We start from the raw sequence: 15398 nt of genomic DNA, 5'->3' as shown, positions 1-15398 counted from the left end.
TTCTAGTGTGAGGTCATAATAAAAATTAAATGATATGAAAAAAGTACTTTTACTATGTGTATTAATGTCCGTGATGTTAAGTTGTAAGTCGGTGGCGGTTAAAAATTCAAACACAAAAGAAACAACTTCTGCAACAAGTTCCGAAGAAGAAGAGGGTTCTGTTTATTTTAAAGCGACTGGAAATGAACCATTTTGGGGATTGAAAATAGGAAAGGAGAAAATTGTCTTTACGTCGCTGATTGAAGGAATGGAAACCATCAGTTTTGACGCTGTAGAGCCAATTAGAGCTATGGATGCTAATGTGAAGATGTATAAAGTAAAAAATGGAAAAATTACGGCAACAATTACTACACAACAATTTGATTGCCAGGATTCAATGTCAGGAGAGGTTTCACCTTACACCGTTAAGATTGAAATTAACGGTAAAACCTTAAACGGTTGTGGTAAATACATTACCGATTACCGTTTGTACGATATCTGGGTGTTAGAAGAGTTAAACGGTAAAAAAGTGACGCTTTCAGACTTCCAAAAAGAACTGCCAAGAATTGAGATTAATTCAACTGAGAATAAATTTATGGGTTTTGGAGGTTGTAATTCGATAGGAGGAACTATCTTTTTTGAAAAAGGATTATTGAGATTTTCTAACGTCGCTTCGACTTTGATGGCTTGCGCGCCGGGAAATAAAGAGGCTGAATTTGTGAAAGCATTACAAAGCACTAACACCTATTCGATTGGAGATCTTAGACTGAGACTTTCTAATCCTGACGGAACCTTGTTGGTTTTCAGAAAAGTAGATTAAATACGGTCTTTTTAAATAAATATAAATTTTGCCATTCTGATTTTCGGGTTAGAATGGCAAAATTCGTTTTGGATATAAAAGGAAGTGGGTAAATAGTATGCAGACTGTATAATTAAGGATCAAGTCCGAAAGTTATAGGGAAGTAAAAATCTAGCAGAGTCGCAAAATCGCAAAGTTTTAATGAAAAAACAGAAAAAAACTTTGCGGCTTGGCGTCTTTGCGAGATCGTCAAAGCGAGAAGTTGGAAAATTAGGTCCTTATAAAGCTGTGGCGAAAAAGTATAAGATGTGCTACTTCTAACAAAAGAAATTTCTAAAAATTATTCCACAACTTTTTAACTTGATCCGAAATTACGGAACTACAAGATATTTGTCCCTCCACAACAATATCTCTTGACCCATAATTAATTTAAGTTGCTAGTTGTTTTAGGTTTGAAATTAGACGGCCTATACCTCATTTCTGAATTATAATAATGTAAATTTCCAGTAAAAAATAAAATTTTTTCAAAAGTATCATTTTGAATAGCCTCCTGCTTCAGCTGGAGGATTACAAGTAGTTCAAGATTTAATGGCTTTAGCCGAATTATGCCCTGGTTCTTTCGGCTAAAGCCAATGATTCAGCTCTCAATCATATACCTCCAGCTGAAGCAGGAGGCAAATCAACCCTTTTGTGCTTTCGTCAAATAGGGGCAACTAATTATTTACTAGTAATTTGAATTACTTATTCTAGTTCTTTTGTTTTTTCTTCTTCATCGTCTTCGATAAAATCAAGCTCTAAAGCTCGTACCGTTTGTACCGCATTTCCGGCAATACCACGAATTGAACCGTACATGCCTAAAGTATTGTGAACCACTTTTTCGATCTGCTTTTCGCGTTGTTTCCAAATACGTTGCATCGCTCTTTTCTCTGAATCCAGATCACTTTGCATTTGGGTAAAGCCTTCCACAATTCCTTCTACTTGTAAGCGAAATTCATTGCTAGTTAGAAAATCATACAACATCGACATTTTGTCTCCTTTGTTTTCCTGTGCCTGAACAGCTTGACTAACTTGTATTAAAGATTGGCGTAAAACGGCACTTAAACCTTTAAATTCCTCGTAGGTGCAAATCCAGATTCCATCACGCATGCCCATTCTATCCATTCCTGAAGGCATAACTTCTGTAACCAAAACCCCGATATTGGCTTTTTTGGTTCTAATGTCGTTTTTAAACTTCTCAATCCAGGCGGGCTGAAAAGCTTTGGTTCTTTTGCTTTCGTAATAAATAGAGCCACAATTTTGCAATTCGCGTGTGTTTACAATCTGCAAACAATCGGCTCCGTTAGCGCCTTTTTTTACTTCGTCGATAGTGTCTAACGGGAAATTATTAGCCAGCCATTCTTCGATTGCCAGTTCCATTACCTCGCCTTGCAATTGCATAGAACCTTGTTCCTGCTTGCGTTTCATTTCTTCGATCAGCTTTTTTTGATCGTCGGATTGTTTTTGATATTCTTTTATTTTTAATTCGTTTTTTTCTTCTTCCTGTTTTCTGATTTTATCTCTTTCTAAAATCAAAGTGGCGTTAAGCTGTTTCTGTGCTTCGGCTTCGATTGCTTCTTTCATTTCGAGTTTTTCCCGTTGAAGTTTGGCAATTTCACCTTCCATTTTATTAAGTTCACGGAGTTTTTCTGATTTCTCGGAAAGCTCTTTTTCCATGGCAAGCAAACGATCTTTGTTTTCCTCGTCGAGTTTGGTTTTCAGCTTTTCAGTGATTTCTTTTTCGGCCGTTTTTTTCTCGCGTTCCAGACGTTCTGCGAAAAGTTCATTTTCCTGCTTCTTTTTAGCCTCAAATTCTAGTTTGGCTTTTTCGAATTGCTCGTTTTTAAGCTCCAATTCTTTGGTTTGAGCAGTGGCTTTTTGCTGATATTCTTTGCGAATGCTGTCTTCTAACTGGTGTTTTAGAATGTCATTGACATCGATAGTTGTTCCGCAGTTTGGACACTGAATTGAAGATTGCTCGGCCATTTTTATTGATTTTATTGAGGTAATGTAATTTTCTGCTAAGGTATTTAAAAGTTAAGGCTTTTTTGCCACGAATTTATCGAATTTGCACAAATTTTATAAAGAGAAAAATAGAGTTTCGGGTGAAATCTTATTTTAATTGACGATCCGCCTGACGTAAATTTTAATTCGAGAAAATTCGAGAAATTCGTGGCAACTTTTTTTTAAAGTTCAGAAAAAACAACTGTTGGGTTTCGTAATTTCTAAAGTATCTTCTTTTAAAGCAAGTACCAAAGTGTTAGTTTTGTTTTAAGTGAGAAGTAAGATGTGAGAAGTAAGATGTGAGAAGTAATAAAGAATAAAGAATAAAGAATAAAGAATAAAGAATAAAGAATAAAGAATAAAGAATAAAGAATAAAGAATACATCCGCTTAATCTGCGAGAAAAAAAGCCATATAAACCTGAATACTAAAAAACGATGATGAATAAATCAACCACAGCAGAAATTAGAGAACGTTTTGATAATGATGTCGAACGATTTTCTAATTTAGACACGGGACAAGTCGCTACAATCGATGCTACAATCTCTTTAGAATTAATTACGGAAGCTTCAAAACGAATTGTTCCCAACGCCAAAAATGTTTTGGATATTGGTTGCGGAGCAGGAAATTATACCTTAATGATGCTCTCTAAAATCCCAAATCTGAATGCAACTTTAGTCGATTTAAGTCAGCCGATGCTGGATAAAGCTTTAGAAAGAGTATCAAAAGAAACAAACGGTAAAGTTGAAATTTTGCATGGAGATATCCGTGAAGTGGCTTTACCGGAAGAGCAATTTGATATTATTCTGGCCGGAGCAGTTTTGCATCATTTGCGTGATGATCAGGACTGGGAAACAACATTTTCGAAATTATTCAGACTATTGAAACCGGGTGGTTGTTTGATGATCTCGGATCTGATTACACAAGATACCGCTTTATTAAACGAATATACCTGGGAACGTTACGGCGATTATCTGGAAGGAATCGGAGGAGCCGAATACCGTCAGAAGGTCTTAGATTATGTAGAAAAAGAAGATTCTCCAAGATCAATGAATTATCAATTGGATTTGATGAAAGAAGTTGGCTTTAGCAAAGTAGAAATTTTGCACAAGAATATGTGTTTCGGTGCTTTTGGAGGAATTAAGTAATATGTTGGTTTTTTATGATAAGATACTGTAAAATGTAGCTTTTTTTATGATTTTTAGTTTTTAAAATTTAATAAATAAGTTAAAACTAGGTAATATACAATTGTTTTGCAATAACATAATATCTATTAAATGCATTTCAATTAAATATTTTTATGAAAAAAAAATATCAAGTAAAAGAGATTAAAATACGAAGTCATTTTGAAGCTTAATTTTTTAATCGATTTTATGATAGTACTGTATGTGAAAGTACAACTAACCTAAAAAAAAACTATTATTTTGAAAAAAAACTACTTTTTTGCTGCAGTTTTTCTGTGTCAGTTCCTTATTTCCTTTGGGCAGAATCCAATCGGTTGTGGAACCAAATTATCCCAACAGGAAGAAGCTGCTTTTCTAAAATCTTTATCAAAAATTAAAACGTGGAAAAAATCGAACACCCGGAAAACCGTTGCTACACCTTATATTATTCCAGTGGTGTTTCATATTCTTGCAGACGGAACTAACATCAATAATGCTTTTACCAAAGAGCAAATGAAGTGCAGAATTGATGATGCATTGCTTACGGTAAACAAAGATTTTAATGGTCAGTTTCCGGAATACGCCACGACCGATCCTCGTTTTGATGCAATTAAAAGCAAATTAAATATTCAGTTTGTTCTGGCTACCGTTGATCCGGAAGGAAATCCTTTGGAAATTCCCGGTCTGGACTGGCATCCAGAAGCACATGTAGTAGATGGTTATGATGCTAAAATTTATGATTACATCTGGTACGGTAAAAACAGTAAGTATTATTTGGATGTTTTGGTTGTTGATGAGCCCAATACCGGACAGGGATCTGTTGGTTCGGGACACGCCTTTTTGCCTATTCAGGATGCGATCCCGCGTGTTGCTTACAATCACAGATATATTGGGAGTACATGTGGCTCAAATGCGAGTGCGACTTTTGCAAAGGTAATGACGCACGAGTTTGGTCATTATTTTGGTTTAAAACATACTTTTCAGGATGATTGTGATGCCGTTAATGATGGAATGGCCGACACGCCGCCAACAAAAGTGGCCGAAGGTTGTGCCCGAAATGTATTAAATAGCTGTGGCGTTTACCCCAATGCCGAAAACCATATGGATTACAATACAGATTGCCAGAATATGTATACCAGAGACCAGACCAATGCCATGACGTATTGGTTAGATGACAAGACTGTGGCTAAATATCCACGTGGTTTGTTGTGGCAGGAAAGTAATCTTAGCTCGGTTGGGGTTATTGAAACGGCACCAATCGCTAATTTTAACAGCAATACAACGGCAATTTGTTCAGGAAAAACAATCGCGTTTAAAGATCGTTCTTTGGGATTACCAACTTCGAGAGTATGGACTTTTGAAGGCGGTATCCCTGCAACCTCTACAGATTTAAATCCGGTTGTTCAATACCATACAGCAGGAAAATTCGAAGTGACCTTGCAGGTAACGAATGCTCTTGGAATGAATACCAAACAAGTGCTGAATTATATTGAGGTAGATCAAAAATCGGGTGCGAATTTAGTCGAAAATTTCACTGGTGTTTTTCCTCCTTTAGGTTGGGAAATTACAAATCCGGACAATGGTTTAGCTTGGGAAAAACGAAAAGATGTAGGGCATAATGATAGTTCGTGTATGATTATGAACAATGCAGATAATGCAGTAGTAGGAGCTTTAGACTATATCAGATTGCCTTATCTTAATTTTGCAGCCGGACAAAACAGTCAGTTGTTTTTTGATTTGGCTTATACCAAATTTGATGATGCGAGTCCTGACGTTTTAAAAGTAGAAGTTTCAACAGATTGCGGACTTACTTGGAATGTGGTGTATTCGAAAACACATACGCTTTTAGAAACCACGCAGGTTCCTACTGCTTTGGCTAATAATTGGGTGCCGGTTTCAGATGCTAATTGGCGAAAAGAAATTGTAGATCTTAGTGCCTATCAGGGGAATAGTAATGTTTCTATTCGTTTTGTAAATGTGTCGGGTTACGGCACAAGGATTTGGATAGACAATGTAAATGTTGCTATTATTCAGACGGCTACTCCAGTTTCTGATTTTGCTTCCAATGTCAGAGGGACGCGTTGTACTAGTGTTACAGCTCCTTTTTTAGATGTTTCAACCGGAAATCCAACGTCATGGGAATGGTCTTTTCCGGGGGGTACGCCTGCTACTTCTATCGAAAAAAATCCGATTGTGACTTACAATTCACCGGGTTCGTATGGAGTGACACTTTCAACCAAAAATGGAAACGGTACAGGGACAACAGTAACTAAAAATAATTTTATAACAGTTGTAGATCCTGACAGAATTTCTTTTACCGAAGGTTTTGAAAATTCTTTTCCACCCGCAGAATGGGAAATTAGTAATCCCGATCATAAATTGACTTGGGAAAAACGAGCCAATGTTGGACATAATTCTTCGTCTTGTATGGTAATGAACAATGCGGACAATGCGAAAGTAGGTGAGATCGATGAGATTATCCTGAAACCCGCTGATTTATCTGTTGGCATAACTGATTTCTCCTTTGATGTTGCCTATGCTAAATTTGATGCAGCAAGTCCCGATGTTCTTGAAATTCTGGCTTCAAAAGATTGCGGTCTTACATGGGAAAGTATTTATGTAAAAACACATACTGAACTGGAAACCTTTGTCAGCGCAGATCCCAATAATTGGGTTCCGGTTTCAGATTCGGATTGGAGAACAGAAAGAGTATTATTGTCAAATTTTAAAGGGGTAGCGAACGTTTTGTTCAAGTTTAAAAATACTTCGGGATACGGTTCAAGAATATGGATTGATAATGTGAAATTCACTTTTGATAGTAAAGAAACACCCTTTTCGGAATTTGTAGTGGAGAGTCAAAAACAGTGTAGCGATTTACCAATAGCCTTTAGAGACAATTCAACAGGAGAGCCTACTTCATGGTCCTGGTCGTTTCCGGGTGGTACGCCGGCGACTTCTACAAGTAAAACGCCTGCTGTAGTTTATGATAGTCCGGGAACTTATACGGTAACTTTGACTGCTTCTAATTCTTACGGAGCAGGATCGGTTATGGCAAAAACGGATGTGGTCGTTATTAATGGCAAAAACAGTCTTCCTTTTTCAGAAAATTTCGAAGCAAGTTTTCCGATTCAGGATTGGGAAATCATTAATCCCGACAAAGACGTTATTACATGGGAAAAACGTTCGGATGCCGGTAAAGGAGATTTGTCTTGTCTGGTGATCAACAATGCTGATAATCCAACGGGTTTAATAGACGAGTTGATTCTTAAAGCAATGGATTTTTCCTCTTCTGCTACTCCGTTTTTATCCTTTGATCTGGCTTATACACAGTACTTAAATGCTTTTGATCCTACACCTGCACCGGATAAAATAGATATCGAAGTATCTTCGGATTGTGGAGTAACCTGGACAAATGTATATGCTAAAAATCAATTGCAGTTGCAAACCGTTTCACCACCAATTCAGGACGACCCTGCAACAACGGCTGCAAATGAAACCAACGATTGGATTCCAACCAAAGATTCGGATTGGAGAACAGAAAAAATTGATTTAAGTATAGTGAAAAATCAAAAGAGTGTGTTGGTAAAAATCAAAAACACTTCAGGTTATGGAACCAGAATTTGGTTTGATAATTTAAAAATAAATAACGGATCTAATTTAGCAGTAACAAAACCAAAAGGAGCGAACAATTTGTCAGGAGTTCAGGTATATCCGAATCCATCCAGCAATGTGTTTCATGTGATCACACCGGTTTCAGCAGATAATTATACGGTGACAGTTCATGATATTGGCGGAAGAATGATTTACAAAGAAACCTTCTCCGGAGAGAATACTACTGATAAAGCCATTAATTTGTCGGGAAAAACAAAAGGGGTATATTTTCTTAATGTAACTTCTTCAACAAAAAAAGGATATACACAGAAGATCATTAAACAATAGATTTGAATTTTATAGAAGAAGGCTGTCTCAGGACGGCCTTTTTTATGTTTGTCTAATAGGTTGGACTATTGATTTTATGGCTACTTATTGATCTGTAAGATAAACCTACAAGGTTTTGAAAACCTTGCAGGAGTATTGAATTTTATGGTTTTATAAAAGTTGGGTTGTCTTGTAAACCTGAACCGGAGCGGCTAATAAGGATTCGCTTTTGGCAATAAAATCCAACAGATAAGATTGATTGTTGTGTAAATCAAGTCCGGCTTGGTCCTTCCATTCTTCCCAAATGATAAACACATTTTCAGCGGTATGCAGGTCATAACGAATACAAGCCGCTTCTTTTCTGGTTTCGGCGACCAGATGGATAATTCTACTTTGAATTTCTGTTAGGTGCTCTTTTTTACTCTTTATGATAGCTGTAATCGAGATCATGGTTATAAAGTTTTGAAAGTTTCTTCTAAATGGTTGGTATAGTCTTGTTTAAAGATAGTAATATTTTCCGGTGTGGCACCTTTTTCAACATCGTGAAAATGAAAACTGTCTACTTTTTCTATTCCGGCAAACGTATTCATTTTATGAAAACCAAACATTACACCATCATCAACAGAAGTTTCTTCGAAGAATTCTCCCGGTAAAGTAAAAGCTGTTTTTGGAGCATTCCAGCTCGTGGTCAACATGTATTTGCGACCGTGCAAAAGCCCGCCCGTTCCATAATTAATGTCCGGATTTACACGACTTCTTCCGTCACTTTTATAGATTCCGTTGTTATGACCCTGAGTAAAAACATCGTCAATGTATTTTTTAAAAAGATTAGGTAATTGAAACCACCAGATTGGGGTGTGATAGATAATTAAATCTGCCCAAACGAATTTTTCTACTTCATGCTGCAGGTTAATTTCATCTTCTATATGAGTTGTTTTTATTTCGTAATTATTGTTTTGGGAAAGGTATTCAATGGTCCAATCCTGAACAGTTTGATTGAATTTTCCGCCTGAATGTGCAAATTTTTGCCCGCCGTTTATTATAAATATTTTTTTCATAGTGTGAATGTTCTTAGTGAATCTGTGGTGTAGTTTTTAATACAGGCTTGTTTTTTATGTAAAAATAATCCTGTGTTTCTACGTATGGTGTAATTTTTTGTTTGTTGTTATTTTATTTTTGAAATAGCCTGATTGATAAAATCCAACTCCAAAGCAGTAAGATCGAAATCCATTGCTTTTGCGTTTGAAATCGCCTGTTCTGCATTTCTTGCGCCGGCCAGCACAATGCTAATTCCTTTTTGTAAAGTCGTCCAGCGTAAAACCAATTGCGCTAAATTGACTTCTTTTGCGTGTGCTAATGAACTCAATTCTTCGATTAAGGTTTTGACCTGCTGAAGATCAAACTGACCAAAATAACCATTTCTGTGATCGTTTTCTTTTAGTTTGGTGTCGGTAAAATATTTTCCGGTCAATAAACCTCTTTCCATTGGACTGTAGGCAATGATTCCGATATTTTCTGCAACGGTAAGTGGAATTAAATCGGTTTCTATTTTGCGATTTAGCATGCTGTACGAAACCTGATTTGAAGCTAATGAAATTGTTTTTTGAGCTTCTTTCAGTTGTGAAACATCGTAATTGCAAACTCCGGCAGCTCTTATTTTTCCTTGTTTGATTAACAAGTCCATGGTTTCCATAGTTTCCTGAATTGGAGTAGTGGAGTCCGGCCAATGGATTTGCAGTAAATCAATATAATCGGTTTTTAGTCTTTTTAGACTTTCTTCGACTTCTTTGATTATATTTTCTTTGGAGGCGAATTTGTAAATCGGTAGTTTTTTTCCATTGTCGTCTGCATCAAAGAAAAAATCTCCTTTGCCTTTATTGCTTCCGTCCCATACCAGTCCAAATTTGGTTAACAATTGCACTTTTGATCGGTTTTGGGATTGTAGTGCTTCACCAATCATTTCTTCGCTTAAACCAAATCCGTAGAAAGGAGCAGTGTCTATTGTGGTCACTCCATTGTCGATGGAAGCATGGATAGAATCTATTGAATCTTTCTTTTCATTTCCGCCCCACATGTTGCCTCCAATGGCAAATGCACCATAAGTTATTGCTGATAATTCGAGTTCAGTATTGCCTAGTTTTCTATATTCCATAATCGTGGTATTTTGTGCTTTAAAAATTATTAAGCAAAATTATACTGTTTTTATGACTTATAATTTGTACATATTTGTGTTTTTTAGGTATATTTGCAAACTGAATTAAATTTGCTGTACAATGAAAAAAGAAAATTTATACGAACCATTTACCGTTTCATTTGAAACGCTGGACGAATATCCGGATGTTGGGGACCGTCATAATTTTTTTGAATTGGTGTATGTTTTAGATGGAACCGGCTCGCAATGCATTAACAAAACTATTTTTGAATATGATGGTGGACATTTGTTTCTGTTGACACCTGAGGACTGTCATAATTTTACGATTAAGACGACAACAAAGTTTTTCTTTTTGAGATTCAACGATATTTATTTAAAGAATTCGAGTTTACAGAGCGAGAACATTCAGCGATTGGAATATATTCTTCAAAACGCCAATCATCAACCGGGTTGTATTTTAAAAAACGAGTCAGATGCGTGTTTGGTAAAAGTAATGATAGAAGCGATTTGCAGAGAACATCAGGATAAAGACGTTTACAATCAGGAGTTGATTCAGCAATTGATAAATACGCTGATTATTATTGTAGCGAGAAATATTGCCAAATATCTTCCCGAGCAGGTTAATATTGGTTGTGAAGCCAAGGCAATGGATATCCTGCAATATATTCAGAATAACATTTATTATCCGGAGAAAATAAAAGCCGAGTCAATCAGTGCGCATTTCGGAATCTCAAATACCTATTTAGGCCGTTATTTCAAAAAACATGCTAACGAAACGATGCAGCAATACATCAGCAATTATAAAACGAAATTGATTGAACACCGTTTACAGTTCAGTGAAAAACGAATCAATGAAATCGCCTATGAATTTGGTTTTACAGATGAAAGCCATTTCAATAAATTCTTCAAAAAACATAGAGGAAATAGCCCTTCAGAATACAGAAAAACGATTCGTATCAGTGCTTGAAAAAGTTTTTGATCTCAGATTTAAGAAAGAGTTGGTAGCTTAGAAACATAAGAATTAGGGAGTTTTTTTTGACACGAATTACACGAATTTACACTAATTTTTGTGTGTTCTTGAAATTGGCTAAATCATTTTAATCCTTTAATCAGTGGCAAAAAATTGCACCAAGAATTTTAAAGATTAATTCGTAAGAATCCGTGTAATTCGTGGCTAACTTTTCTTTGTATTGTCGTTGAGTAAGTTAAGAGAAATCATTTTAATCCTTTAATCAGCGGCAAAAAATCGCCACAAGAATTTTAAAGATTAATTCGTGAAAATTAGTGTAATTCGTGTTTATCTTTTCTTTGTATTGCCGTTGAATAAGTTAAGCTAAATCATTTTAATCCTTTAATCAGTGGCAAAAAATCGATACCAAGAATTTTAAAGATTAATTCGTGAAAATTAGTGTAATTCGTGTTTGTCTTTTCTTTGTATTGCTATTGAATAAACTAAATCATAATCTGTGGCAAAAAAAACTACTTGCTTTTAAATCGGGAATCAAAAGCCATTCTGGTAGTGCTTAAAACTTTGATTTTTAGTGTGTCGCTATGATTTGGGTTTATTAAGTAGTTATACTCCATAGGCACAATGCTGCTAGGTACTTTTAAAACTGCAGCCTCATCATAATTTATAAAATCATCCCCTATGATTTGAGTTACCGAAATTGGTGGTTTAGAGTCCCAGTTCACAGGTAAGTCTTCTATGTGTACTTCTTGAATTGTAATTTCGTCCGGTATTTCGATTTCTACATAAAAACGATCAGTAGGTAAGTCCTCGCTTAAATCCAAATGAACAGAGACTTCAAGTGTTGCTAAAGCCCTGCTTTCGGCAGTATAAACCATTTTTGTATTTAGACTGTTCCAGCGATACCCTTCGCACATTGAGGCTCCGATTCCTTTTAAAGTTGCGTCCAGGTATTTTTCCCGTTCAATTCTGAATACTACCATCAGGCTAAATTTCCAAATTCTAATCGGTTTAGGCTGAATTTCACCTCGTTAATTCCAGTTACGGTATCGAGCATGTTTTCAGGAACATTTCCGCCAATGGACAGGTTGGGTTTTTTTAGCCAACGTTGAAATTTCTCTTCTTCGTTGTTGAAAACCTCCAGGCCGTAATCTATTAATTCGTTTATCAGAATGACTAATTCGCTATCTCTGCTGTCCAGAAGAAGGTGTTCGCTTTTCTTCTTATTGTAAGTAGTTTGAGGAATTCCCACAATCGTCAAAACCGATTTTACAGGATTGTTTAATCTTCTGCTGATGACTTCAATTGAATCATACGGAATGCCGGATCTTATAACAGCAACGCGCTCAAGTTTATTGCTCCAGCTGTATTCTTTACCGTCAGAGTTTAAAGTAGATCTTTTTATTGATATTACTTTCCCCGAGGCATTTTGAATACTTCTTTTAGTATCGAAAGGTTCTGTTTTTTGCTTTACATTTTTCATGACGCAACTAATTTGCTGTAAATATACAACAATTTTGTTGTTCTTGCGATTATGATTGTTGTAAAATGTTGTTTGTCAATAGTGAAAAGAGTAAATTATTTTTTGATAGGCCTATAGTTTACTTGAATATTTCTTAATTTTTACTCGTGTAAAGGATGGAGTATGGGGCTAATTTTTAAATAAAACAGAGGTCTTTTTACCACAGATTTCAAGAAAGTACGTTTGTGACTTTGACAAAGAGTTGCTAACTTTTGCGGGATGTTAGTAAAATAAAATAGCACGCAGATTTTACGGATTTTGCGGATTTTCGCGGAAGACAATAAAAAAAGCAGTTTGAGTATAGCAAACAGGCTAAGTGAATCTGCGTAAAAAACAAAAGGATTAAAATAATTAAATAATCTCTGGAAATCCTTTTAATCAGTGGCAAAAAAAAATGTGGTAATTGGTGAAATTCGTGGCAAAAGAAAAAATTATATAATCTTCTTAATAACCCTAAGTTTATGCGTGTGTTTGTTGGTTTCCGGATTGTAAATCCCTAAATGGTCTAAGCGATCAATACGTACTTTTCCACTGGCGTGAATTATGTAATTGTTCTCCATAATGATGCCTACATGAGTGATATTTCCTTCGTCATTATCGAAAAAGGCCAGATCACCGACTTCACTTTCTTCAATAAAACTCAAAGGTTCGCCATCAAGAGCCTGTTGTGAAGCATCGCGATGTATTTTGTAGCCATTAAGTTTGTATACCATTTGTGTAAATCCCGAGCAATCAATGCCAAACGGAGTTTTTCCACCCCAAAGATAAGGAGCGTTGAGGTACATAAAAGCAGTACTTATTAAAGCGCTTTTGGGTTTTATGCCACTTGTTTTGGTGCCTTCAAAATCAAAATTACTCGTGTTGATTTCACTGTTATTCAGAAAAGACAAAGAAGCTCCAAGCGGAATTGGTAGCAATAAATTGGTATCAGGAGTAGTAATATAATCAATCAGATCGGCATTTAGAATAATGGCTTCATTACTTAATTGATTGAAATTAGCTTCAGAAATAACCTGATACTGTTTTGAATCGACCCAGCCTTCGTAGTCATCAAATTGAATTCTTATTCGGGCCCATTGATTTTGACGTTCTAATATTTCGAGGTGCTCACCAAATAAAAGTTGTGTGACGATTTCACTTCTGTCACTTGGTTCAGATCGAACGGGTACTATAGCTAGATTGCAAATTCCGAACATTTAAGGTCTTTTATAAGTTGAAAATTAGGAGTTATTTTGGTTGCAAATAACTCCTAATGTAATATGTTTTTAAGCTCTTTCGATAACAATAGCCGAAGCACCACCACCACCGTTGCAAATTGCTGCAGCTCCGGTTTTAGCGTTATTTTGTTCTAAGACATTCAATAAAGTTACAATAATTCGGGCTCCCGAACAACCTAGTGGATGTCCTAATGAAACAGCACCACCATTTACGTTTACTTTATCGTTATCAAGTCCAAGGATTTGTGAGTTGGCTAGACCAACAACAGCAAAAGCCTCGTTGAATTCGAAATAATCAACATCGCCAATTGCAATTCCAGCTTTGTCTAATGCTTTCGGTAATGCTTTTGCAGGGCTTGTAGTAAACCATTTTGGCTCCTGAGCCGCATCTGCATACCCTTTGATGAAAGCAAGTGGTTTTAATCCAAGTGCGATTGCTTTTTCTTCCGACATTAAAACTAATGCAGCAGCTCCGTCATTGATCGTTGAAGCATTGGCAGCAGTAACAGTTCCGTCTTTAGTAAAAACAGCGCTTAGAGAAGGTATTTTGTCCAATTTTACATTGGTATATTCTTCATCTTTAGAAACGATAACCGGTTCTCCACGTCTTTGTGGTACTTCTACGGGTACAATTTCAGCATCAAATTTTCCGGCATCCCAGGCTTTTGCACTTCTTTCGTAAGATTGAATGGCATAATTGTCCTGATCTTCACGTGTGATTTTGTATTCTGATGCACATAAGTCAGCGCAAACTCCCATTGCGTTGTTATCGTAAGCATCAGTCAAACCATCTTTTTGCATTCCGTCCAGCATTGTGGCAGTACCAAATTTGTTTCCGTTACGCATTTGCACGTAATGTGGAATCAAACTCATGTTTTCCATTCCTCCGGCAACTACGATTTCGGCATCACCACAAGCAATTGCCTGAGCAGCGAACATAACGGCCTTCATTCCCGAAGCACAAACTTTGTTTATAGTTGTACAAGCAACGTTTTCAGATAAACCGGCAAAAAGTGCAGCTTGACGTGCTGGCGCTTGTCCAACTCCGGCTTGTACTACATTGCCCATGAAAACTTCATCAACTAATTTTGGGTCCAGGTTAATTTTTTGAAGAGCTCCTTTTATAGCGGCAGCCCCTAGTTTTGGTGCGGGTACGGTCGATAAACCTCCCATGAAACTTCCGATAGGTGTTCTAACGGCAGAAACGATAACAACTCTTTTGTTCATTTTCTGTGTGATATTAGTTAATCAAGCAAATTTAATCTTTATTTATACAAATTCAAATTTTGAGTGAATTGGATTGAATTTTAAATTTAAGATGAAATTTTTGTTAATTCTATTCATTTGATTGTTAAGTGTTTTGAAAAAAAGATCAAAAAAAAACAAAAAAAAGCGTCAAAATACTTGTGAGATATCTAATGTTGTCATACCTTTGCCACCGCAAAACAGGACACGTTTCCTTGAGCTTGGAGAGGTGCCAGAGCGGTAATGGAGCAGATTGCTAATCTGTCGACGGGTAACCGTCGCCAGGGTTCGAGTCCCTGTCTCTCCGCTTAAATTTTGCCTCGGGGTGTAGCGTAGCCCGGTTATCGCGCCTGCTTTGGGAGCAGGAGGCCGCAGGTTCGAATCCTGCCACCCCGAC

General features: G+C 36.5%; 12 protein-coding genes and 2 tRNA genes. 6 read left to right on the top strand and 8 right to left on the bottom strand.

What is annotated here, in order from left to right; genetic code table 11:
* Window positions 1–34: 34 nt before the first annotated feature.
* Complete coding sequence (locus AB674_RS02260; protein WP_047773488.1) at window positions 35–799, top strand: META domain-containing protein; 765 nt, start codon at window positions 35–37, stop codon at window positions 797–799.
* A 720-nt stretch (window positions 800–1519) separates the two neighbouring features.
* Here the strand turns inward: AB674_RS02260 and AB674_RS02255 are convergent.
* Window positions 1520–2800 carry a DUF2130 domain-containing protein gene (locus AB674_RS02255; protein ID WP_047773487.1) on the bottom strand — a complete coding sequence of 427 codons (1281 nt, stop codon included), beginning with the start codon at window positions 2798–2800 and terminating at the stop codon, window positions 1520–1522.
* A 454-nt stretch (window positions 2801–3254) separates the two neighbouring features.
* On the opposite strand from AB674_RS02255, the gene AB674_RS02250 reads away from it, so the two are divergent.
* Window positions 3255–3965, top strand: a complete 711-nt coding sequence (locus AB674_RS02250) for a class I SAM-dependent methyltransferase (protein WP_240478058.1) — start codon at window positions 3255–3257, stop codon at window positions 3963–3965.
* A 276-nt stretch (window positions 3966–4241) separates the two neighbouring features.
* Window positions 4242–7919: a PKD domain-containing protein gene (locus tag AB674_RS02245; protein WP_047773485.1), complete on the top strand. Its 3678-nt coding sequence runs from the start codon at window positions 4242–4244 to the stop codon at window positions 7917–7919.
* A gap of 150 nt (window positions 7920–8069) precedes the next feature.
* Here AB674_RS02245 and AB674_RS02240 read toward each other — a convergent pair whose 3' ends face one another.
* The 3 genes from AB674_RS02240 to AB674_RS02230 form a co-directional block, all read right to left on the bottom strand.
* Window positions 8070–8348, bottom strand: coding sequence for a putative quinol monooxygenase (locus tag AB674_RS02240; RefSeq protein ID WP_047773484.1), 279 nt, complete (start codon window positions 8346–8348; stop codon window positions 8070–8072).
* A 2-nt stretch (window positions 8349–8350) separates the two neighbouring features.
* Entirely contained in the window at window positions 8351–8956 is a 606-nt protein-coding gene (locus AB674_RS02235) for an NAD(P)H-dependent oxidoreductase (RefSeq protein WP_047773483.1), read from the bottom strand.
* A 107-nt stretch (window positions 8957–9063) separates the two neighbouring features.
* On the bottom strand, window positions 9064–10050 hold the full coding sequence (locus AB674_RS02230) for an aldo/keto reductase (RefSeq protein ID WP_047773481.1): 987 nt from the start codon (window positions 10048–10050) through the stop codon (window positions 9064–9066).
* Between the two features lie 121 nt (window positions 10051–10171).
* On the opposite strand from AB674_RS02230, the gene AB674_RS02225 reads away from it, so the two are divergent.
* A complete protein-coding gene (locus tag AB674_RS02225) occupies window positions 10172–11017 on the top strand; it encodes an AraC family transcriptional regulator (RefSeq protein WP_047773479.1) in 846 nt (281 codons plus the stop codon).
* Window positions 11018–11529: 512 nt separating this feature from the next.
* On the opposite strand, the gene AB674_RS02220 is transcribed toward AB674_RS02225, so the two are convergent.
* The 4 genes from AB674_RS02220 to AB674_RS02205 all read right to left on the bottom strand — a co-directional run bounded on the left by AB674_RS02220 (window position 11530) and on the right by AB674_RS02205 (window position 14983).
* Entirely contained in the window at window positions 11530–12000 is a 471-nt protein-coding gene (locus AB674_RS02220) for an RES family NAD+ phosphorylase (RefSeq protein ID WP_047773477.1), read from the bottom strand.
* The gene (locus AB674_RS02215; protein ID WP_047773476.1) at window positions 12000–12500 is read right to left on the bottom strand and encodes an antitoxin Xre/MbcA/ParS toxin-binding domain-containing protein; all 501 of its coding nucleotides are present in this window, start codon (window positions 12498–12500) and stop codon (window positions 12000–12002) included. The genes AB674_RS02220 and AB674_RS02215 overlap by 1 nt, the downstream gene beginning before the upstream one ends.
* Window positions 12501–12970: 470 nt before the next feature.
* Entirely contained in the window at window positions 12971–13735 is a 765-nt protein-coding gene (locus AB674_RS02210) for a C40 family peptidase (protein WP_047773475.1), read from the bottom strand.
* A gap of 69 nt (window positions 13736–13804) precedes the next feature.
* Window positions 13805–14983, bottom strand: coding sequence for an acetyl-CoA C-acyltransferase (locus AB674_RS02205; RefSeq protein ID WP_047773473.1), 1179 nt, complete (start codon window positions 14981–14983; stop codon window positions 13805–13807).
* A 241-nt stretch (window positions 14984–15224) separates the two neighbouring features.
* On the opposite strand from AB674_RS02205, the gene AB674_RS02200 reads away from it, so the two are divergent.
* Window positions 15225–15308, top strand: a tRNA-Ser gene (locus AB674_RS02200).
* Window positions 15309–15322: 14 nt separating this feature from the next.
* Window positions 15323–15397 (top strand) — tRNA-Pro (locus AB674_RS02195).
* Window position 15398: the final 1 nt, after the last annotated feature.

The organism is Flavobacterium sp. ABG (assembly GCF_001027725.1).
Taxonomy (GTDB): Bacteria; Bacteroidota; Bacteroidia; order Flavobacteriales; family Flavobacteriaceae; genus Flavobacterium; species Flavobacterium cupriresistens.
Note: the sequence above shows the minus strand (reverse complement) of the source record. Positions and strands in the feature narration are given on the sequence as shown.

Excerpts from the sequence above, each read along its gene's own strand:
- AB674_RS02260 (WP_047773488.1), top strand. The coding sequence starts at position 35 with ATGAAAAAAGTACTTTTACTATGTGTATTAATGTCCGTGATGTTAAGT.
- AB674_RS02255 (WP_047773487.1), bottom strand. The coding sequence starts at position 2,800 with ATGGCCGAGCAATCTTCAATTCAGTGTCCAAACTGCGGAACAACTATC.
- AB674_RS02250 (WP_240478058.1), top strand. The coding sequence starts at position 3,255 with ATGATGAATAAATCAACCACAGCAGAAATTAGAGAACGTTTTGATAAT.
- AB674_RS02240 (WP_047773484.1), bottom strand. The coding sequence starts at position 8,348 with ATGATCTCGATTACAGCTATCATAAAGAGTAAAAAAGAGCACCTAACA.
- AB674_RS02235 (WP_047773483.1), bottom strand. The coding sequence starts at position 8,956 with ATGAAAAAAATATTTATAATAAACGGCGGGCAAAAATTTGCACATTCA.
- AB674_RS02230 (WP_047773481.1), bottom strand. The coding sequence starts at position 10,050 with ATGGAATATAGAAAACTAGGCAATACTGAACTCGAATTATCAGCAATA.
- AB674_RS02225 (WP_047773479.1), top strand. The coding sequence starts at position 10,172 with ATGAAAAAAGAAAATTTATACGAACCATTTACCGTTTCATTTGAAACG.
- AB674_RS02220 (WP_047773477.1), bottom strand. The coding sequence starts at position 12,000 with ATGGTAGTATTCAGAATTGAACGGGAAAAATACCTGGACGCAACTTTA.
- AB674_RS02215 (WP_047773476.1), bottom strand. The coding sequence starts at position 12,500 with ATGAAAAATGTAAAGCAAAAAACAGAACCTTTCGATACTAAAAGAAGT.
- AB674_RS02210 (WP_047773475.1), bottom strand. The coding sequence starts at position 13,735 with ATGTTCGGAATTTGCAATCTAGCTATAGTACCCGTTCGATCTGAACCA.
- AB674_RS02205 (WP_047773473.1), bottom strand. The coding sequence starts at position 14,983 with ATGAACAAAAGAGTTGTTATCGTTTCTGCCGTTAGAACACCTATCGGA.